At 65.4% G+C, this 19,444-nt stretch carries 18 protein-coding genes; 9 read left to right on the forward strand and 9 right to left on the reverse strand.

Features of this window, described 5'->3' with window-relative positions:
* Positions 1–19: 19 nt before the first annotated feature.
* Positions 20–355: a hypothetical protein gene (locus tag N5C28_RS07570; protein WP_279821377.1), complete on the reverse strand. Its 336-nt coding sequence runs from the start codon at positions 353–355 to the stop codon at positions 20–22.
* A 109-nt stretch (positions 356–464) separates the two neighbouring features.
* Positions 465–761, reverse strand: coding sequence for a hypothetical protein (locus N5C28_RS07575; RefSeq protein WP_279821378.1), 297 nt, complete (start codon positions 759–761; stop codon positions 465–467).
* 158 nt (positions 762–919) lie between these two features.
* Here N5C28_RS07575 and N5C28_RS07580 point away from each other — a divergent pair, with 158 nt between their 5' ends.
* From N5C28_RS07580 to N5C28_RS07610, 7 genes are all read left to right on the forward strand, one after another.
* Positions 920–1,387 (forward strand): PaaI family thioesterase, encoded by a 468-nt coding sequence (locus N5C28_RS07580; RefSeq protein ID WP_279821379.1) that lies wholly within the window; start codon positions 920–922, stop codon positions 1,385–1,387.
* Positions 1,384–1,830, forward strand: a complete 447-nt coding sequence (locus N5C28_RS07585) for a PaaI family thioesterase (protein WP_279821380.1) — start codon at positions 1,384–1,386, stop codon at positions 1,828–1,830. Before N5C28_RS07580 ends, N5C28_RS07585 begins: the two co-directional genes overlap by 4 nt.
* A 43-nt stretch (positions 1,831–1,873) precedes the next feature.
* On the forward strand, positions 1,874–3,121 hold the full coding sequence (locus N5C28_RS07590) for an MFS transporter (RefSeq protein WP_279821381.1): 1,248 nt from the start codon (positions 1,874–1,876) through the stop codon (positions 3,119–3,121).
* 99 nt (positions 3,122–3,220) lie between these two features.
* Positions 3,221–5,125 carry a molecular chaperone HtpG gene (gene htpG, locus N5C28_RS07595; RefSeq protein ID WP_279821382.1) on the forward strand — a complete coding sequence of 635 codons (1,905 nt, stop codon included), beginning with the start codon at positions 3,221–3,223 and terminating at the stop codon, positions 5,123–5,125.
* A 152-nt stretch (positions 5,126–5,277) separates the two neighbouring features.
* Positions 5,278–8,952 (forward strand): PAS domain S-box protein, encoded by a 3,675-nt coding sequence (locus tag N5C28_RS07600; RefSeq protein WP_279821383.1) that lies wholly within the window; start codon positions 5,278–5,280, stop codon positions 8,950–8,952.
* Positions 8,952–9,959, forward strand: coding sequence for an HD domain-containing phosphohydrolase (locus N5C28_RS07605; protein ID WP_279821384.1), 1,008 nt, complete (start codon positions 8,952–8,954; stop codon positions 9,957–9,959). The genes N5C28_RS07600 and N5C28_RS07605 overlap by 1 nt, the downstream gene beginning before the upstream one ends.
* 69 nt (positions 9,960–10,028) lie before the next feature.
* Positions 10,029–10,817: a dienelactone hydrolase family protein gene (locus tag N5C28_RS07610; protein WP_279821385.1), complete on the forward strand. Its 789-nt coding sequence runs from the start codon at positions 10,029–10,031 to the stop codon at positions 10,815–10,817.
* Between the two features lie 45 nt (positions 10,818–10,862).
* Here the strand turns inward: N5C28_RS07610 and N5C28_RS07615 are convergent, their stop codons facing one another.
* The 5 genes from N5C28_RS07615 to N5C28_RS07635 form a co-directional block, all read right to left on the reverse strand.
* Complete coding sequence (locus N5C28_RS07615) at positions 10,863–11,645, reverse strand: DUF4394 domain-containing protein (protein ID WP_279821386.1); 783 nt, start codon at positions 11,643–11,645, stop codon at positions 10,863–10,865.
* A gap of 172 nt (positions 11,646–11,817) precedes the next feature.
* A complete protein-coding gene (locus N5C28_RS07620; protein WP_279821387.1) occupies positions 11,818–12,531 on the reverse strand; it encodes an anti-sigma factor in 714 nt (237 codons plus the stop codon).
* Positions 12,528–13,076, reverse strand: a complete 549-nt coding sequence (locus N5C28_RS07625; protein ID WP_279821388.1) for a sigma-70 family RNA polymerase sigma factor — start codon at positions 13,074–13,076, stop codon at positions 12,528–12,530. The genes N5C28_RS07620 and N5C28_RS07625 overlap by 4 nt, the downstream gene beginning before the upstream one ends.
* Before the next feature lie 98 nt (positions 13,077–13,174).
* Positions 13,175–14,035, reverse strand: coding sequence for a pirin family protein (locus N5C28_RS07630; protein ID WP_279821389.1), 861 nt, complete (start codon positions 14,033–14,035; stop codon positions 13,175–13,177).
* Entirely contained in the window at positions 14,035–14,433 is a 399-nt protein-coding gene (locus tag N5C28_RS07635) for an OsmC family protein (protein WP_279821390.1), read from the reverse strand. Before N5C28_RS07635 ends, N5C28_RS07630 begins: the two co-directional genes overlap by 1 nt.
* A 201-nt stretch (positions 14,434–14,634) precedes the next feature.
* On the opposite strand from N5C28_RS07635, the gene N5C28_RS07640 reads away from it, so the two are divergent.
* On the forward strand, positions 14,635–15,657 hold the full coding sequence (locus tag N5C28_RS07640; RefSeq protein WP_279821391.1) for an amidohydrolase family protein: 1,023 nt from the start codon (positions 14,635–14,637) through the stop codon (positions 15,655–15,657).
* A 224-nt stretch (positions 15,658–15,881) separates the two neighbouring features.
* A complete protein-coding gene (locus N5C28_RS07645; protein ID WP_279821392.1) occupies positions 15,882–17,507 on the forward strand; it encodes a methyl-accepting chemotaxis protein in 1,626 nt (541 codons plus the stop codon).
* Between the two features lie 62 nt (positions 17,508–17,569).
* Here the strand turns inward: N5C28_RS07645 and fabB are convergent, their stop codons facing one another.
* Positions 17,570–18,790 (reverse strand): beta-ketoacyl-ACP synthase I, encoded by a 1,221-nt coding sequence (fabB, locus tag N5C28_RS07650; protein ID WP_279821393.1) that lies wholly within the window; start codon positions 18,788–18,790, stop codon positions 17,570–17,572.
* A 12-nt stretch (positions 18,791–18,802) separates the two neighbouring features.
* Positions 18,803–19,318 (reverse strand): 3-hydroxyacyl-[acyl-carrier-protein] dehydratase FabA, encoded by a 516-nt coding sequence (gene fabA / locus N5C28_RS07655; RefSeq protein ID WP_279821394.1) that lies wholly within the window; start codon positions 19,316–19,318, stop codon positions 18,803–18,805.
* Positions 19,319–19,444 lie beyond the last annotated feature (126 nt).

Genomic DNA, 19,444 nt, shown 5'->3' on the forward strand with positions numbered 1-19,444 from the left:
GTCGTTCAAACGGCAGGGGTCAACGGCCTTCGGCCGCATCGCTGACTTCATCGCCAGCGTTTTCGATCGCGTCGCCGGCATCGTCGGCCGCGTCTTCGATCTTCTCGCCTGTGGTGGGCTCGGTGCCCATCACTTCATCCGTTTTCTGTTCGACAGCTTCGCCGGCTTGCTCAGCCGCTTCACCCATGGACTCGGCTGCTTCCGAAACCGATTCCTGGGCGGACTCCAGCTTGTCTTCCGGGGTGTTATCGCAGGCCGCCAGGCCAAGCATGGCCGCGAGCAGCAGGGCATAGGTAAATGGTTTTTGCACGGTTACGTCTCCAGTGGTGATGCGAATGATGGCGTCTGGCCTCATTCGTACCTACTTGGAGCGAACAAGCGAAGCGGAAGTTCCTGACGGCATAAGATCTGAAGGTGGAAAAAACGCCCGCGGGAGGGCCGCGGGCGTCTCGAATCAGCAGGGGTTACTGATTGGTCTGATTGGTCGGCGCTGGAGGCGGCGTGGCCGGGGCAGCCGGGGCGGTAGTGTCTTCCGGCTCCATCTCGTTGGCTTCCTCCTGGGCTTCTTCGGCGCGCTCGCGGGCGGCTTCGGCCTCCTGCTCGGCGGCCTCGTTGCTTTGCTCGGCCGCGTCGTTCATCGATTCCTGCGCTTCGGACTGGGCTTCGCGGGCGTCTTCGGCGGCATTTTCGGAGGGCTTGTCGCACGCGGCAAGACCCAGTGTGGCGGCTAGCATGAAGGCATAAGCGACTGTTTTTTGCATGTTGTTCTCCTTGGGAAAAATGCCATTACATTTTTTCGAGGGAGCACAGCGTCATAAGTTCATTGTCGTTTCGTTGCAATGCCGCGGTCGGTGCGTGCTGCCGGGGGGCATCGGCGGTATCATTCGCGGTTTTCACGTCGCCATCACGAGGCTTGAGGATGAGCACTTCCCCCATTGCAGAGCGCGCCCAGCGCTTTCTGTCGGCCCTGCGCCATTGCCAGGTGCTCGGCCTGCAGGTGCAGGACGCAACGGCCGAGGGCCTGACCCTGCGTCTGCCCTACAGCCAGCAGATCATCGGCAACCCGGAGACCGGCGTGATTCATGGCGGTGCGATCACCACCCTGATGGACACCACCTGCGGCATCTCCACGGTGTGCGTACTGCCCGACTTCGAAATCTGCCCGACCCTGGACCTGCGCATCGACTACATGCACCCGGCGGAGCCGGGCAAGGACGTGTTCGGGTTCGCCGAGTGCTACCGGGTCACGCCCCACGTCATCTTCACCCGGGGCTACGCCTACCAGGACGACCCGCAGCAGCCGATCGCCCACGCGGTCGGCACCTTCATGCGCATGGGCAAGGCCAATGCCGCATCGAAGACCGATGTGCAGGGCGGTGCGGCATGAGCGCCTTAGACCTGAACCAGCTGGTGCGCGATGCCCACGCGCAGAACGACTACGACTCGCTGATCAGCCTGATTCCCTACGCGCGCCTGCTCGGCATCGAGTGCCTGCGCCTGGGCGACGACATGGTGTTCCGCCTGCCGGCCAACCAGGACACCATCGGCAACCCGATCCTGCCGGCGATCCACGGCGGGGTGATCGCCGGTTTCATGGAACACGCGGCGATGCTGCACCTGCTGATGTTCATGGGCATTCCACATTTGCCCAAAATCATCGACTTCTCGATAGATTACCTGCGCGCCGGTCATTATCGTGACACCTATGCCCAGTGCCAGGTCTGGCGACAGGGGCGGCGTGTCGCCAACGTCGCCATCACCGCCTGGCAGACCAACCAAACCGAACCCATCGCCACGGCGCGTGCTCATTTCAAGGTCGACGAACCCTGATCGGCGCCCCCGGTGGCTGTCTGACGTAGTTAAGGAAGTGTGAATGGATGCGTTGCTGATCCTCGGCGGCTTGCTGTTGATCCTGGCCGGCCTGGTCTGGCTGGTGATGCGGGCCTTTGGTACCAGCCTGCTGTGGGGCTGGGGCAGCCTGATCCCGCCGTTGACGCTGATCTACGTTGTCCGCCACTGGCGCCACGCACGCCAGGCCGTGATGCTCACCGGCCTGGGCTTCATTCCGCTGATCGTCGGCCTGACCCTGCTGGCCAGCCAGGACTCGCAGCGTCTGGCTGCGATCATCAGCCTGGAATGGCTGAAGCCGGAGGAAAAGGCCCCGGCGGAACTGGCCATCGCGTTGCACGGCGAGTTGAACGGCCAGCCCTTCCTGCCGCAGCAGGGCGAGCTGATCGACGGGGTGCTGAGCCTGCGTGAAGGCCAGGACTTCTTCGCCCGCCGCGAAGTGATCATCCGCCTGCCGGAGCCCGTGAAAGGTCCGGTGCGCCTGGACGTGCTGCCGAACGACCCGGGCGTACTGCCCGAGGTCGAAGTCAGCTGGCTGCTGCCCGAGCAGGAGCTGCCCGAGGCGCGTCGCCTGAGCAAGGGCTACACCCTGCACCTGAGCCTGGAGCCGGTGGCACCGAACAAGCTGGCGGGGGACTTCCACCTGGTGCTGCCGCCCCAGTTCAAGACCACCCTCAGCGGCAAGGTCGAGCTGTTCAGCGACGGCTTGCGTTACCGCGACGGCGTCGTGGATCGCCGGGTCGACTCGATCGATACCCTGCGCCACGTCATCGAGGATTACCTGCAGCGCCGTTTCGCTACCCGCGCTGTACAGCTCGCGCCGCTGCCGCCCCTGGCCTTGCCGGCCAGCAGCCTGGAAGTGACGGTCAACGCCACCATCAACGGCCAGGCGCAGCAGCTGCCGGTTCTGCTGAAGAAGGTCGAGGGCCGTGGCTGGGGTGTCGAGGCCGACCGTTTCCCGGCGTTGCCGGACGTGGCGGCCCCGGCCGTGGCGAAGACCGACAGCAGCGTGGCGCCGGCCGAGCAGCGGGTCAGCCGGCCGGTGGATCGCCGCCAGCGTTTCAGCCTGGACGGCCTGCTGCGCAACCCCAGCCGCTACCAGAACCTCAGCATGCGCGTCACCACCGAGCGCGGCAGCGTGGCGGAGGGGCGCTTCCAGGGCGTCGACCAGCAGGGCCACATCGTCCTGCGCCAGCGCATGAATGGCCCCGGCGAAGCCAGCTACAGCCTGTCGCCGGAAGAGGTCAGCCGCATCGAGCTGCTCGAGCCGTGACGCAGAAAACACCCAAGCACTTGAAATCACAGTCCAAGCCCCCATCTGCATGACATCCGCCGCCTAGCGGCTTTGTCATCAATGTGGAGTTAGACGACCATGAGTGTGGAAACTCAAAAAGAAACCCTGGGCTTCCAGACCGAGGTGAAGCAACTGCTTCACCTGATGATCCATTCGCTGTATTCGAACAAGGAAATCTTCCTCCGCGAGCTGATTTCCAACGCCTCGGATGCCAGTGACAAGCTGCGTTTCGAAGCGCTGGCCAAGCCGGAGCTACTGGAAGGCGGCGCCGAGCTGAAGATCCGCGTCAGCTTCGACAAGGACGCCAAGACCGTTACCCTCGAGGACAACGGCATCGGCATGACCCGCGAGGAGGCCATCGCCCACCTCGGCACCATCGCCAAGTCCGGCACCGCCGACTTCCTGAAGAATCTCTCGGGCGACCAGAAGAAGGATTCGCACCTGATCGGTCAGTTCGGTGTGGGCTTCTATTCCGCGTTCATCGTGGCCGACAAGGTCGATGTGTTCACCCGCCGTGCCGGCGCTGCCGCCAGCGAAGGCGTGCACTGGTCGTCGAAAGGCGAGGGTGATTTCGAAATCGCCACCGTCGAGAAAGCCGAGCGCGGCACCCGTATCGTCCTGCACCTGAAGAGCGGCGAAGAAGAGTTCGCCGACGGCTGGCGCCTGCGCAACGTGATCAAGAAATACTCGGACCACATTGCCCTGCCGATCGAACTGCCGAAAGAGCACCACGGCGAAGAGGCCGACAAGCCGGCCGAGACCGAGTGGGAAACCGTCAACCGTGCCAGCGCCCTGTGGACCCGTCCGCGCACCGAGGTGAAGGACGAGGAGTACCAGGAGTTCTACAAGCACGTCGCCCATGACTTCGAGAACCCGCTGTCCTGGAGCCACAACAAGGTCGAGGGCAAGCTCGAGTACACCTCGCTGCTCTACGTCCCGGGCCGTGCCCCGTTCGACCTGTACCAGCGCGAAGCGCCACGCGGCCTGAAGCTCTACGTGCAGCGCGTGTTCATCATGGACCAGGCCGACGAGTTCCTGCCGCTGTACCTGCGCTTCATCAAGGGTGTGGTGGATTCCAACGACCTGTCGCTGAACGTGTCCCGGGAAATCCTGCAGAAGGACCCGGTGATCGACTCGATGAAGTCGGCGCTGACCAAGCGCGTCCTGGACATGCTGGAGAAGCTGGCCAAGAACGAGCCCGAGCAGTACAAGGCGTTCTGGAAGAACTTCGGCCAGGTCCTCAAGGAAGGCCCGGCGGAAGACTTCGCCAACAAGGAGAAGATCGCCGGCCTGTTGCGCTTCGCCTCCACCCAGAGTGAAGCGGGCGAGCAGAGCGTCGGCCTGGCCGACTACATCGGCCGCATGAAGGACGGCCAGGACAAGGTCTACTTCCTCACCGGCGAATCCTACGCCCAGGTGAAGAACAGCCCGCACCTGGAAGTGTTCCGCAAGAAAGGCATCGAAGTGCTGCTGCTCACCGACCGCATCGACGAGTGGCTGATGAGCTACCTGACCGAGTTCGACGGCAAGCACTTCGTCGATGTCGCCCGTGGCGACCTGGACCTGGGCAAGCTGGACTCCGAAGAGGACAAGAAGGCCCAGGAAGAAGTGGCCAAGGCCAAAGAAGGCCTGGCCGAGCGCCTGAAAACCGCGCTGGGCGAGCAGGTGGCGGAGGTGCGCGTGTCGCATCGCCTGACCGACTCCCCGGCGATCCTGGCCATCGGCGAGCAGGACCTGGGGCTGCAGATGCGCCAGATCCTCGAAGCCAGCGGGCAGAAAGTGCCGGAGTCCAAGCCGATCTTCGAGTTCAACCCCAGCCACCCGCTGATCGAGAAGCTGGACGCCGAGCCGGACGAAGAGCGCTTCGCCGATCTGTCGCACATCCTCTTCGATCAGGCAGCCCTGGCTGCCGGTGACAGCCTGAAGGACCCGGCCGCCTACGTGCAGCGTCTGAACAAGCTGCTGGTGGAATTGTCGGCCTGACCGGCTACGCTGTTGAAAAGCCCGCTTCGGCGGGCTTTTTCATGGGCGATGGCCTGTGGTCTCGCGGCGATTGACAAGTAGCCGGCAGTCGTTTCTGATGGTGGCGCATTGCCATTCGGCTTGCCGCGTACCAGCGCCTGCCGAGGGGTAGCATGTCGATTCTCGATTCTCTGTTCATCACCGGCGCGGACCCCAGCGTTCTCGTACTCAGCAGCTATGACCCGGAGCTGGTCCTGCTGTCGCTGTGCATCGCCGTGTTCACCTCCGGCATGGCCCTGCAACTGGCCGGCGAGGCCCGCGGACGCTCCCACCGGGTTGCCCGGCAGATCACCATTCTCACCGGCTCCCTGGCCCTGGGGGCCGGCATCTGGGCCATGCATTTTCTCGGTATGCTGGCCTTCCAGCTGTGCGCGGCGGTGCGTTTCGACCTGGGTGTGACCCTGATGTCGATGTTGCCGAGCCTTGGCGCTTCCTGGGTCGCCCTCAACCTGCTCACCAACCGCGCGCCGAGCCTCGTGCAACTGGGCGTCAGCGGCGTGCTGATGGGGGCGGGCATCGGCGCCATGCACTACAGCGGCATGGAGGCCATGCAGATGGCGCCGCTGCTGCGCTACGACCCCTGGATGTTTGCGCTGTCCATCGTGGTGGCGGTGGTGCTGGCGATCCTAGCCCTGTGGGTGCGCTTCGGCCTGGAGGGGCGCCTGCCCACGCCCTGGGCGCTGGCCATCAGCGCCCTGGTGATGGGCCTGGCGATCAGCGGCATGCACTACACGGGCATGGCGGCGGCGCGTTTCGTCGGTGTCGCGGAAACCACCACGCCGATGGCGGTGACCGATTCGGGCTACATCGCCCTGGCCATCTCCCTGATCACGGTGATGCTGGCGATCTTCGTGGTGGCGGTGAATGCGCTGTTGCACTACCGGCGTCTGAGCCATCAGCTCAAGGCCAGCGAGCAGCACCTGCGGTCGATCTTCGACACGGCGATCGACAGCATCCTGACCATCGACCATGAAGGCCATGTGCGGTCCGCCAACCAGGCCGCGTCACGCCTGCTCGGCTGGTTGCCCGAGGAGCTGATCGGCCTCCACATGAGCCGCCTGATGCCCGAGCGTTACGCCGAAGGCTTCGACAGGCGCCTGCGCGAATACCTGAAGACCGGCGTCATCAGCCTGCCGAGCGGCGAGCAGGAACTGGTCGCCCTCGACCGCGACGGCCAGGAGAAGCCGGTGCGCATCAGTGTCGGCATCACCCATGCCCGCAACACGCCGCTGTTCGTGGTGTTCGTCACCGACATCAGCGAGCGCAAGCGCATGGAAAAGGCCATCCGCGAGAGCGAGCAGCAGTACCGCTCGCTGATCGGCAACATCCCCGGTGTGTCGTTCCGCTGCCGGCTCGACCGCAACTGGACCATGCTGTTCGTCAGCGATGCGGTGCAGGCCCTCACCGGCTGGCCGGCGGAAGAGTTCACCGAGCAGCGCCTGTCGTTCGCCGACCTGTACCACCCGGACGATTACCAGCCGGTCGCCGACCAGGTGGCCGCGGCGGTGGAGCAGGGGCGCAACTACGCCGTGGAGTACCGCCTGTTCGACCGCGAGGGCCGGGAACACTGGATCTGGGAAAGCGGCAGCGCCGTGTGCGACGAGTCCGGTGTGCCGCGCTGGATCGACGGCGTGCTGCTCGACCAGACCGACACCAAGCGGCGCAATGCCGAATACGAAGGCAAGGTCACCGCGATCAGCAAGGCCATGGCGCTGATCGAGTTCGACCTGAACGGCTATGTGCTAGACATCAACGAGAACGCCCTGGCGCTGTTCGGCTACGCGCGGCATGAGCTGCTCGGCAAGCATCACAGCCTGCTGTGCGCCCCGGCCTATGCGCAAAGCGAGGAATACCGCCTGTTCTGGGAGGAGTTGCGGGCCGGGTTGTTCCGCAACGGCGAGTACCGGCGGGTCGGCAAGGACGGCCAGGACGTGTGGTTCCAGGCCAGTTACAACCCGATCCTGGACACCGACGGCAAGCCGTTCAAGGTGGTCAAACTGGCCACCGACCTGACCCCGCGCCGGGTCATGGAGCAGGACCTGCGTTCTGCCCGCGACCGCGCCGAAGCGGCCGCCGCCGCCCGAGGCAGCTTCCTGGCCAACATGAGCCACGAGATCCGCACGCCGATGAACGCGATCATCGGCTTCACCGACCTGCTGCTCGACACCTCGCTGTCCGACGAGCAGCGGCGCTACCTGGGCACCGTGCAGCATTCCTCGCGTTCGCTGCTGGGTTTGCTCAACGACATCCTCGACACCGCCAAGCTGGATCGCGGGGCGATCGAGCTGGAACAGCTGGATTTTTCCCTGCGCGAACTCTGCGAGCAGGTCTGTGCCAGCCAGCGCCTGGGCGCGGAAAGCAAAGGCTTGCAGCTGCACCTGGACTACCCGGCGAGCGTCGAGGAGTTCTTCTGCGGCGACCCGCTGCGCCTGCAGCAGGTGCTGATCAACCTGTTGGGCAACGCGGTCAAGTTCACCCTCGAAGGCGAGGTGCGCCTGCAGGTGTCGGGCGAGCCGGGGGCCATGCGCCTGACCGTGCAGGACACCGGCATCGGCATCGCCGCCGACCGTCTGGAGAAGATTTTCGAGCCCTTCGCCCAGGCCGACGCGTCCATGAGCCGGCGCTTCGGCGGCACCGGCCTCGGCACCACGATTTCGCGGCAGCTGGTGGAGCTGATGGACGGGCGCATCCATGTGCAGAGCACGCTGGAGCAGGGCAGCCGCTTCACTGTCGAGTTGCCGCTGCGCATCGGCAAGCGCCTGATGCTGCGGCCGCAGCTGGCGCTGCCGGTACTGGGTCCGTTGAACATCCTCGCCGCCGACGACGTGCCGCTGAACCTGGAACTGTTGCGCCTCAACCTGCAGCGCCTTGGGCACGGCATCCACTGCGTGGCCGATGGCGAGCAGGCGGTGCAGGCCTATGCCGATGGCGCCTTCGATCTGGTGTTGATGGACGTGCAGATGCCCGGTGTCGATGGCCTCGAGGCCTCGCGGCGGATTCGCGCCCTGGAGCGCCAGGAGCAGCGCGAGCCGGTGCCGATCATCGCGCTGACCGCCAGCGTGCTCGACCATGACCGCCAGGCGGCGCTGGATGCCGGCATGAACGCCTTCGCCTCCAAGCCCCTGGACCTGCATGCGTTGCTGTGGGAGATCGCGCGCCTGTGCGGGGTTGCCGATGAGCGCGGCGGCGCCGTGGCTGTGCCTGAGGCCGAGGGCCTGTTCGACTGGGCACGGGGCGCCAGCCTGTGGGGTGGGCCGTTGCGCATGGCCGAGGCCATCAATGCCTTCCTGCGCGAGCAGGGCGACCTGGTGCAGCGCCTGGGCGCCGTGATCGATGCCCGCGACTGGAAAGACGGCTACGGCCTGGCGCACCGCTTCTACGGGGCGGCGGCCAACCTGGCGCTGATCCACCTCACCCAGTTGGGCCAGGCCCTGGGTCAGGCCTTCGAGGCGCAGGACGAGGCGAGGCTGCGCAGTCTGCTGGTCGAGCTGGAGCAGGCGCTGCAGGCCGTTGCCGAACGGGTGCCCCTGGTGCCGGGCCACGTGCCGGCAGTGGCGTCTGCCATCGTCGAGCCGCAGGTGCTGCGCGAGGCCGGAGAGCGGCTGCGCCATGCGGTGCAGCGCGGCGGGCTGGACGATGAAGCCCTGGCCATACTGGAACGGGGGCTGGCGGGTGACGGCCGCATGGCCAGCGTACGCCAGGCACTCGATGATTTCGATTTTGACCAGGCGCTCGACGCACTGGACCAGGTGCTGCAACACCTGACTGACGAGGAAACCTCCGCCTGATGAATGCGCCGCTCACCGATTCCCGCCCGCTGTTGCTGCTGGTGGACGATGAACCGACCAACCTGCAGGTGCTGCGGCACATCCTGCAGGACCACTACCGGCTGCTGTTCGCCAAGGAAGGCGCGCGGGCCCTGGAAATGGTCGAGCGCGAACGCCCCGACCTGATCCTGCTGGACGTGATGATGCCCGGCATGACGGGGCTGGAGGTGTGCGAAACCCTCAAGGCCAACCCGGCGCTCTGCGCGATTCCGGTGATCTTCGTCACCGCCCTGGGGGACGTCGACGACGAGGCGCGTGGGTTCGAGGTCGGCGGCGTGGACTACATCACCAAGCCCGTCAGCCCGCCGATCGTCCGCGCCCGGGTGCGCACCCACCTGTCCCTGGTACACCTGGACGAACTCAAGCGCACGCGCCTGCAAATCGTCCAGCGCCTGGGCATGGCCGCCGAGTACAAGGACAACGAAACCGGCCTGCACGTGATCCGCATGAGCCACTTTTCCCGGGTGCTGGCCCTGGCGGCCGGCTTCAGCGAGAACGCCGCCGACGAGCTGCTCAATGCCGCGCCGATGCACGACGTCGGCAAGATCGGCATCCCCGATTCGGTGCTGCGCAAGCCGGGCAAGCTCGACGACGAGGAATGGCAGGTGATGCGCCAGCACGTGGAAATCGGCGCGCGGATCATCGGCGAGCATGTGTCCGGGGTGCTGCGCACGGCGCAGATCGTCGCCCTGTCGCACCACGAGAAATGGGACGGCAGCGGCTATCCCCGTGGCTTGCGCGGCGAGGAGATTCCCATTGAGGGGCGTATCGTGGCCATCGCCGACGTGTTCGATGCCCTCACCAGCGTGCGCCCCTACAAGCAGGCCTGGTCCATCGAGGATGCAGTGGGTTTCCTGCGTGAGCAGAGCGGCCAGCACTTCGATCCACGCCTGGTGGAGCTGTTCATCGGCCGCCTGCCGGAAATCCTCGAGATCCGCGAACGCTGGGCCGAAGGGGCCGAGGTCTGACGCGGCGTTTGGTCATTCCCGGCCGCTAGGGCTATGGTGGTTGTTCAACCTCCAAAGGAATGCACGACGATGCAGAAGAAAACCCTGATCCCGCTGTTGTGCGCCACGCTGACCGGCCTTGCCGAGGCAGCCGTGGTGAGCAAGCCGGTGCCCTACGAGATCGATGGCGAAGCGTTCGAAGGCGTGCTGATCTACGACGACGCGGTGACCACGCCACGCCCGGGGCTGGTCATGGTGCCGAACTGGCTCGGCGTCACCGACAAGGCCGCGGAAAAGGCAGCCCGCGCCGCCAGCGACAAGTACGTGGTGTTCGTCGCGGACATGTACGGCAAGGCCATCCGCCCGAGCAACCCGGACGAGGCCAAGAAAGCCGCGACCACCGTGCGCAGCGACCGCCCGCTGATGCGCAAGCGCGCCCAGGCCGCGGTGGACGTGCTCAAGGCCCAGGCCGGGCAGGTGGCGCTGGACACCAGCAAACTGGGCGCCATCGGGTTCTGCTTCGGCGGCGGCACGGTGCTGGAGCTGGCCCGTTCGGGAGCGGACCTGAAGGCCTTCGTGTCCTTCCACGGCAACCTGGATACGCCGAACCCGGCGGATGCGAAGAACATCAAGGCGCCGGTCCTCGTGCTGCACGGTGCCGATGACCCAGCCGTGCCGCCGGCGCAGGTTGAAGGCTTCATCGCCGAGATGACCGCGGCCAAGGCCGACTGGCAACTGGTGAGCTACGGCGGTGCGGTGCATTCCTTCACCGACCCCTATGCCAAGGCGCCAGGCAGCAACGAATACCACCCGGTGGTGGCCAAGCGCGCGTTCAAGGCCATGAACGACCTGCTGGACGAGACCTTCGCCAGCGAATGAGCGCAGGGGGAGCGGGAGGGCCGACGAGCCCTCCCGCCAGCCGCCTTACTTGGCGGGCAGCACGGCGATGTCGATGATGCCGTCCGGTAACCCCTTCACCTCACCCAGCGCGGTCGCTTTGCCAGTGGCCAGGTCGACCGTATGCAGGGTCTTGCCGCTCAGCAGGTAGGCGGTATTACCGCCCTTGCCGTCACTGGCGATATCCAGCGCAGCGTCCTTCAGGCCCTCCGCAATCAACCCTACGACCTGCTGCACGCCGTCATTCGGCGGGTTCTGCAGCATCAGGTTGCCGGTGGCCAGGTCGACGGTGTACAGCGCCGTGGCGTGGGTGCCTGCATAGGCGTTGGTGTAGGCGCCTGCCATGACCTTGGGCGTCTTGCCGGCATAAGGGCCGTCTTTCGCGTAGGCCACCTTGCCATCGACCACCACCTCGCCGGTCTCCACGTTGACGCGGAAACTGGTGCCGTCAGGTGCCAGCAGCCGCAGCTTGTCCGCCACCGGGTTGAAGTCCACCACGGCCTGGCCCTTGCCCGGCAGGCTGTCGTTCAGCTTGGCCGCCGCGGTGGCCGCGCCGCTGGCCGGGTCCAGGGTGTACAGCTGGTTGTCGGCACCCAGGGCGTAGAGCGTGCCGTTGGCCGGGCGGACATCGAAGCCACGCAGCGGGCTCGGGCTCTTGGCTTCCAGAGCGGTGAGCGCGCGGGTGTCGCTGTCGAGGGTGAACAGTTTGCCGTCCGAACCCAGGGCCAGCAGGGTGGCGGCCTGGGCGCTACCGGCGCCGATGGCGAGCGTGCCGATGGCCAGGGTGCGCAGCGTCTTGAGCGTGTTCATAAGCGTCCTCTCATGAGTATCGAGCAAGCATCGGTGCAGCGCTGGCGCTCGCCAGCCTGCAGGTGCTTCGATGAAACACCTGATAGCTATACCCACGGATGACGGCCTGGATGTCGCAGATGCGAAATTTATTTCGCAGCAGCCTGGCCGTCGAGGGCGACCAGGCTGCCACTCAATTGGCCGAGGCGAGGACCGCGCGGCCGATGTACAGGACCTTGCCGGTGGGCCGGTCGTACGGCGAGCCGCCTGCTGGCTCCAGGGTCAGCTCGAACAGCTGGCCGGCCTGTACCGCGCCGATCTGCTCGGGCGACAGGGTCAGCGGCTGGCCGGGTTCGACCAGGCCCAGCGAACGCGGACCGATGGCCGGATCGACCAGGGTCCAGAACTGCACCGAGCGATCCGCCGGGATGTCGTCCTGCAGCAAGGGTTCCAGGTGCAGCGCGCCCTGGCCGTCCACCCGCACCACCCAGCCGGGCTTGGCCGCCTCACCCGGCGCCTGCAGCACCACGGTGTAGCCCGGGGTGTCGAGGGCAGGCCGCCAGAGGCCGGGCAGCAGCGCGATGACCAGGGCCGCAGCCAGCGCGGCGGTGGCCAGGCGCCAGGTCAGCAGGCTGTTCCACCACTGTGACCAGGCGCCGATGGGCGCTGGGTCAGCCGCCAGGCCCAGGCTGCGCTGCAGGCGGGCCCAAAGCGCGGGAGACGGCGTTTGCGGTGGCAACTGGTCGCTGAGGTCGAGGAAATGGTGTTCCCACTCCAGGGCCATGCGCGCGGCGTCCTGGTCCTGTTCGATCAGCTCGCGGACCTCTCGGGCGTCGGTGTCATCCAGCAGGCCCAGGACGTATTCGCCGATCAGCGTGCGGCGTTCTTCAGGCGTATGCGGGATCATGCTTGCAAACACTCCTGAAGGGCGCGCAGGCCGACGCGGATACGGGCCTTGATGGTGCCGAGGGGGATGGTCAGGCGGGTGGCGATCTGGTCGTGGGTCAGGCCGCGGTAGAAAGCCAGCAGGATCGGGTGGCGGCGCTTGCGCTCCAGCCCGCGCAGGCAATCGCGCAGTTGCCGGCTTTCGGCCTGCCGCTCGAACAAATCGGCGGCCTGGGCGCTGTCGTCGGCGGCGCGCTCGATGAAGTCGTCGTCCATCTCCACCAGCCTGCCACGGCTGCGCAGCTGGTTCAGGGCGCGGTAGCGCAGGATGCTGTAGATCCAGGCCCGCCCGCTGCCGAGGGAGCGCTGGAAGCGCCCGGCGTTGCGCCAGATCTGCACGAAGGCATCGTGCAGGCAGTCTTCTGCCTGGTCACGCTGCCCGAGCAAGGTAATCGCGAGGCCCAGCATCTGTGGCGCCTCCTGCTTGTAGAGCGCCTGGAAGGCGCGCTCATCCTGACGCGCGCAGGCTTCCAGGGTGCTCTCGTAATCGAACGTCGGGTCTGGCATGCCGTCTTCCTGTGATCCGCCCAGTCCTGATGCATCCACCGCTGCCGAAGGTTATACCCCAACGGACAGCGGTTGGATGTGCCCAGGCGAAACTGTTTTCAGCGCGGCAGTTCGATGCGGGCGGTTTCGCCAGGGACCGTAGGCCATTCGCGATTGGCCCAGTTCTGCCGGGCCTGGTCGATCAGGGCGGGGTCGCTGGCGACGAAGTTCCAGTTCATTCGCCGTGGGCCGATGGCCTCGCCGCCGATCAGCACCAGGTGACTTTCGGTGCAGGCACTGAGGGTCATCGATTCGCCTTCAGGCAGCACCACCATGCCTTGCAGGGGCAGGCCATGGTCATCCAGCAGGGCTTCGCCGTCGATCAGGTACAGGGCGCGTTCCTGATGTTCCGGCGCGATGATCAGGCTGGCGCCGGCGGCCAGGCGCAGCTCGGCGTAGACGGTCGGGCTTCGCACCGGCACCGGGGATTCCAGGCAGAAGCCGGTGCCGGCGATCAGGCAGATCTGCACGCCCATGCTGTCGCTGCGCGGCAGGCTGCTGGCGGGGTGGTGGCTGTAGTGCGGTTCGCCTTGCTCCTCGCTGGCCGGCAGGGCCAGCCAGACCTGCAGCCCGTGCAGGCGCGAGCCGCTCTGGCGCACGGCCTCCGGAGTGCGCTCGACATGGGCCACGGCGCTGCCGGCAGTCATCCAGCTGACGTCGCCGGCCTGCACCAGTTGGTCAGAGCCGAGGCTGTCCTTGTGCTGGAGCTGGCCGTCGAACAGGTAGGTGAGGGTGGACAGACCGATGTGCGGGTGCTGGTCGATGTTCATGCCGCTGCCGGGCGGGTAGTCCTTTGCCAGCATGTGGTCGAAGAACACGAACGGCCCGACGCTGCGGCATTTGGCCGAGGGCAGGGGGCGCAGGATGGGTTGCCCGGCGATGTCTTCCAGGCGGGGGCGGATTTCCAGCAGCTCGCTCATCACGGCGCCTCGCCGAGGTGGGTGGTGACGTCCACCGTGGTGGTGGTCATCAGCTTGTGCACCGGGCATTTGTCGGCCACGCGCAGCAGTTGCTGGCGCTGGGCATCGTCGAGGGCGCCGTGCAGGGTCAGTTCCACGCTCAGGCGGTAGGTGCCCTGACGTTCGGCGCTGTCGTCGCGGTTGACCTTCACGTCCAGGCCTTCCAGCGGCAGGCCGCGCTGCTTGGCGTAGAGGGCCAGGGTCAGGGCCTTGCAGGCACCCAGGGCGGCATCGAACAGGTCATGGGGTTCCGGGGCGCTGCCTTCGCCACCCAGCTCGGTGGACACGTCGCTGTGCAGGGTGTGCGGGCCGATCTCGATACGCTGCAGCAGGCCTTTTTCGTTGTGGATGCTGATCATGGAAACTCCGGCGGTAGGGGCTGAGTCCCTAGTCTAGAGACAGCGGTGCGTCGCCGGCAAAACATTCGCAGCGTGATGGCGCGCTCTGGGGCGCGGCTGACACACGGTGTAACCGATCAGCATCGAGCGGCGGCCGCTGCGCTGAACTCGGCCGCAGCGCCTAGGGTCTATGCTGCTCCCAGTCGTCAGGAGGACACCGGTTTGCACGCACTTCGTTTGAGCTTCGCCCTGTTGCTCGGCCTGGCCGCCAGCGCCGCCACGGCCCGTGAATACCGCTACAGCGATGCCCACTTGCACTACGTGGATTTCTTCCAGGAAAGCGCCGGCATGGACAAGCTGCTGCAGCGCATGGCCGAGGCCAATGTCGAGCACGTCATGCTGTCCGGCATCCCGGTGGCAAAGAAGTGGGACGAAAACGAGCCCAAGCGCCCGCGCTACTACGCCGGCGACGACGCCAACGCCTACTGGTACACCGCCACCGATACGTTGATCGCCCACGCCTACAAGCAGGTGCCGGCCGAGCAGCGCAAACGCTTTCACCCGTTTCTCTCGGGCTTCAACCCCAACGACAAGAACTCCGATGCACACATCCGCCGCATGCTCGAACTCGACCCGGGCCTGTGGCAGGGCATCGGTGAAATCTTCACCCGTCACGATGACCTGACCGCGCTGATCCACGGCGACGCCCCGCGCGCCAACAACGAAGCCCTGGCCCGGGTCTATCACCTGGCCGCCGAGTACGACCTGCCGGTAATGGTGCATTCCAACATCACCTCCAAGCGTGAGCGCAATCCGTTGTACCTGCAGGAAATTGAAGACCCGCTGCGCAACCACCCGCACGTGCGTTTCATCTGGGCCCACGCCGGCACCAGCATGGAAATCCACCGCCACCAGGAAAAACTGGATTTCCTCCTGCCCACCGTGGAGCGGATGCTGGAAACCTACCCCAACCTGTACATCGACCTGTCGTGGACCATGTTGCGCCCCTACCTGCTGGACAAGGACGGCAAGCCGGACCCCAAGTGGGTGCACCTGGTCAGCAGCTACCCGGCGCGCTTCATGCTCGGCTCCGACGTGGTCGGCCGGTTCGACAGCATGGGCGAGTACATGCAGGGCTTCGAGCCGTTCCTCGACGCGCTGCCGGAGGATGTGGCGCACAAGGTGGCCCACGACAACTTCCTCTCGGTGTTGCCTCGTCGCGTGCAGGCGGAGTTGGAGGAATAGCGGCGTCCGCCGTGGTGAAGCGGGCACCTGCGGGTGCCCTTTTTAATGGGCGATGGTGGTCGTTTTACCTGTGATTTTAAAAAATCAATGAACTGCAGCACGTTATCGGGGTTTTCTGTCTTTCTTCTTCAGGTTTTTCACAGCGGGCCGATACAGCAGGCGTGCTAGAGGCTTTTAACTGCCTTCCGTTCTAAAAAATGCTCATGCAAAGAAGGAATTTCGACATGACGCTGCGTAATTTGAGTATTGCCCCCCGGGCAGCCATCGGTTTCGGTCTGGTGGCATTGTTGGTGTTCTTCCTCGGCGGGTTTGCCCTGCTGCAAATGTCGAACATGCGTGACCAATCGGCAGATGTCGATGAGAACTGGTTGCCCAGCGTGACCGCCTTGAGCGAAATGAGCCAGGATATCCTGCGTCTGCGCACCATGACCCTGCGTTTGATGCTCAACCGCGAACCAGAGTCGTTGCGGCAGAACGAGGCACGGGCGCAGCAACTGCGAGCCGACCTCGCGGTCAATCAGCAGCGCTATGAGCAACTGATCGATGGCAGCGAGGAGCATGCCCTTTACGAGCGCTTCAAGACCGCCGAAAAGGCGTACCTGGAAGAACAGGCCAAGCTCATGGAATTGTCTCGCCAGGGGCGCCTGGACGACGCCATGGCCGTGGCCAATGGTGATATGAACCAGCATGCCGACCAGTTGGCCCGAGCACTTGCCGAGCTCACCGAGCTCAACCGGAACGGTGCCACTGCCGCTGCGCAAAAGGCAGGGGAAGTCTTCTACAGCTCCCGTAACTGGGTGATTCTCACCATGGTGCTGGCGGGCCTGGCCACGGTGGTCCTGGCGATGCTGCTGACGCGCAGCATCGTCACCCCGCTGAGCCATGCGGTGCAGGTGGCGGAAGTGGTGGCCTCGGGCAACCTGACCCAGTCCTTCGACGTCGAAGGGCGCGACGAGCCGGCGCGCTTGCTGGCCGCGCTGAAAACCATGCAGCAGAGCCTGCGCAGCACGATCCTCAATATCTCCGAGTCGTCCAGCCAACTGGCGTCGGCCTCGGAAGAACTGAGCACGGTGACCGAGGATTCGACCCGTGGCCTGCACCAGCAGAGCAACGAGATCGAACAGGCGGCCACCGCGGTCAACGAAATGACCGTGGCGGTGGAGGAGGTGGCGCGCAACGCCGTCACCACCTCCGAGGCGTCCCGCGAGTCGGACCGCACCGCCCAGCGCGGCCGCGAGCAGGTACGGCAGACCGTATCGTCGATCACGCTGCTGGCCGATGACGTGACGGCCACCGCCGACCAGGTCGAGCAGCTGGCGGACAAGGTGCGCGACATCAGCAAGGTGCTGGACGTGATCCGCTCGATTGCCGAGCAGACCAACCTGCTGGCGCTCAACGCCGCCATCGAAGCGGCGCGCGCTGGCGATGCCGGACGCGGCTTTGCCGTGGTGGCCGACGAAGTGCGGGCACTGGCGCACCGCACCCAGCAGTCCACCCAGGAAATCGAGCAGATGATCGGCGGCATCCAGCAGGGCACCGATCAGGCAGTCAGCGCCATGCAGAGCAGCAATAGCCGGGCCCGTTCGACCCTGGACGTGGCGCGGGACGCGGGGCAGGCCCTGGAAGAGATCGCCGTGGCGATTTCCGCGATCAACGAGCGCAACCTGGTGATCGCCAGCGCCTCGGAAGAGCAGGCCCAGGTCGCCCGGGAAGTGGACCGCAACCTGGTGAACATCCGCGACCTGGCGCTGCAGACCTCGGCGGGCGCCAACCAGACCAGCGCGGCGAGCCACGAGTTGTCACGCCTGGCGGTGGACCTCAATACCTTGGTGTCGCGTTTCACCGTCTAAGGTTTTCATCGGCCATGAAAAACGGCGCCCTGGGGCGCCGTTTTTCGTTGCAGCGAGGGGGCTTACTTGCCAGCCCAGCGCTTCAGGACCAGGGTGGCGTTGGTGCCACCGAAGCCGAAGCTGTTGGACATGATGGTGTCCAGCTTGGCGTTCTCGCGGGTCTCGCGCAGGATCGGCAGGTCGGCGACTTCCGGGTCCAGCTCGTCGATGTTGGCCGAGGCGGTGATGAAGTTGCCTTCCATCATCAGCAGGCAATAGATCGCTTCGTGCACACCAGCAGCGCCCAGGCTGTGGCCCGACAGGCTCTTGGTGGAGCTGATGGCCGGGGCCTTGTCGCCGAACACTTCACGTACGCCGCGGATTTCCGCCACGTCGCCCACCGGGGTGGAGGTGCCGTGGGTGTTCAGGTAGTCGATCGGGGTGTCGACCGTGGAGAGCGCCTGCTGCATGCAGCGGATCGCGCCTTCGCCGCTCGGAGCGACCATGTCGTAACCATCGGAGGTGGCGCCGTAGCCGACGATTTCGGCGTAGATCTTGGCGCCGCGGGCGAGGGCGTGTTCCAGCTCCTCGACCACCACCATGCCGCCACCGCCGGCGATGACGAAACCGTCACGCTTGGCGTCGTAGGCGCGGGAGGCCTTTTCCGGGGTTTCGTTGTATTCGGTGGACAGGGCGCCCATGGCGTCGAACAGGCAGCTCTGGCTCCAGTGCTCTTCTTCACCGCCGCCGGCGAAGACGATGTCCTGCTTGCCCAGCTGGATCTGCTCCATGGCCTGGCCGATGCAATGTGCGCTGGTGGCACAGGCCGAGGAGATGGAGAAGTTGACGCCCTTGATCTTGAACGGCGTGGCCAGGCAGGCCGATACGGTGCTGCCCATGGTACGGGTCACGCGGTACGGGCCGACGCGCTTCACGCCTTTTTCGCGCAGGGTGTCGATGGCTTCCATCTGGTTGACGGTGGAGGCACCACCGGAACCGGCGATCAGGCCGGTGCGCGGGTTGGAAATCTGCTCTTCGCTCAGGCCGGAATCCTTGATCGCCTGGTCCATTGCCAGGTAGGCGTAGGCCGCGGCATCGCCCATGAAGCGGAACAGTTTGCGGTCGATCAGCTCTTCCAGATTCAGGTCGACGGAGCCGGAGACATGGCTGCGCAGGCCCATTTCGGCGTATTCGGGATTGAAACGGATACCCGGACGACCTGCACGCAGGTTGGCCGAGACGGTTTCTTTGTCATTGCCCAGGCAGGAAACGATGCCCAGACCGGTGATCACGACGCGACGCATGGAAAAGGTCCTTTAGAAACTGTCGGTGGAGGTGAACAGGCCGACGCGCAAGCCTTCGGCGCTGTAGATCTCGCGGCCATCAACGCTGACGGTGCCATCGGCGATGGCCAGGATCAGGGAACGGGTGATGGTGCGTTTGATCTGGATGTTATAGGTGACGGTCTTGGCCGTCGGCAGCACTTGGCCGAAAAACTTCACTTCGCCCGAACCGAGGGCACGGCCGCGACCGGGGTTGCCCTGCCAGCCGAGGAAAAAACCAACCAGTTGCCACATGGCGTCGAGGCCCAGGCAGCCTGGCATGACTGGGTCGCCTTCGAAGTGGCAACCGAAGAACCAGAGGTCCGGATTGATGTCGAGCTCTGCGACGATCTCGCCCTTGCCGTACTTGCCGCCGGTGTCGCTGATGTGGGTGATCCGATCGATCATCAGCATGTTCGGTGCGGGCAGTTGCGCATTACCTGGGCCGAACAGTTCGCCGCGGCTGCAGCGCAACAGATCTTCCCGGGTGAAGGCGTTTTGTTTGGTCATGCGAGCTCCTCAATAATCCCCACGCGTCAAGGCTGGGCGAATCGTCCTGGCTGGCCGCGCACCCCGTGCGCCTGCCAGCAGCCTAGTCATAGACTATTGCGTTGTGGTGAAAGTCACAGTGCGTTG

The sequence above is a fragment of the Pseudomonas sp. GD03944 genome (genome assembly GCF_029839275.1).
Lineage (GTDB): Bacteria > Pseudomonadota > Gammaproteobacteria > Pseudomonadales > Pseudomonadaceae > Aquipseudomonas.

Bases quoted from the DNA above. Each gene is read 5' to 3' on its own strand.
- N5C28_RS07620 (WP_279821387.1), bottom strand. From the start codon at position 12,531: ATGATCCCGCATACGCCTGAAGAACGCCGCACGCTGATCGGCGAATAC.
- fabB (WP_279821393.1), bottom strand. From the start codon at position 18,790: ATGCGTCGCGTCGTGATCACCGGTCTGGGCATCGTTTCCTGCCTGGGC.
- N5C28_RS07605 (WP_279821384.1), top strand. From the start codon at position 8,952: ATGAATGCGCCGCTCACCGATTCCCGCCCGCTGTTGCTGCTGGTGGAC.
- N5C28_RS07645 (WP_279821392.1), top strand. From the start codon at position 15,882: ATGACGCTGCGTAATTTGAGTATTGCCCCCCGGGCAGCCATCGGTTTC.
- N5C28_RS07570 (WP_279821377.1), bottom strand. From the start codon at position 355: ATGAGGCCAGACGCCATCATTCGCATCACCACTGGAGACGTAACCGTG.
- N5C28_RS07580 (WP_279821379.1), top strand. From the start codon at position 920: ATGAGCACTTCCCCCATTGCAGAGCGCGCCCAGCGCTTTCTGTCGGCC.
- N5C28_RS07630 (WP_279821389.1), bottom strand. From the start codon at position 14,035: ATGAGCGAGCTGCTGGAAATCCGCCCCCGCCTGGAAGACATCGCCGGG.
- N5C28_RS07585 (WP_279821380.1), top strand. From the start codon at position 1,384: ATGAGCGCCTTAGACCTGAACCAGCTGGTGCGCGATGCCCACGCGCAG.
- fabA (WP_279821394.1), bottom strand. From the start codon at position 19,318: ATGACCAAACAAAACGCCTTCACCCGGGAAGATCTGTTGCGCTGCAGC.
- N5C28_RS07635 (WP_279821390.1), bottom strand. From the start codon at position 14,433: ATGATCAGCATCCACAACGAAAAAGGCCTGCTGCAGCGTATCGAGATC.
- N5C28_RS07590 (WP_279821381.1), top strand. From the start codon at position 1,874: ATGGATGCGTTGCTGATCCTCGGCGGCTTGCTGTTGATCCTGGCCGGC.
- N5C28_RS07575 (WP_279821378.1), bottom strand. From the start codon at position 761: ATGCAAAAAACAGTCGCTTATGCCTTCATGCTAGCCGCCACACTGGGT.
- N5C28_RS07615 (WP_279821386.1), bottom strand. From the start codon at position 11,645: ATGAACACGCTCAAGACGCTGCGCACCCTGGCCATCGGCACGCTCGCC.
- htpG (WP_279821382.1), top strand. From the start codon at position 3,221: ATGAGTGTGGAAACTCAAAAAGAAACCCTGGGCTTCCAGACCGAGGTG.
- N5C28_RS07600 (WP_279821383.1), top strand. From the start codon at position 5,278: ATGTCGATTCTCGATTCTCTGTTCATCACCGGCGCGGACCCCAGCGTT.
- N5C28_RS07625 (WP_279821388.1), bottom strand. From the start codon at position 13,076: ATGCCAGACCCGACGTTCGATTACGAGAGCACCCTGGAAGCCTGCGCG.
- N5C28_RS07610 (WP_279821385.1), top strand. From the start codon at position 10,029: ATGCAGAAGAAAACCCTGATCCCGCTGTTGTGCGCCACGCTGACCGGC.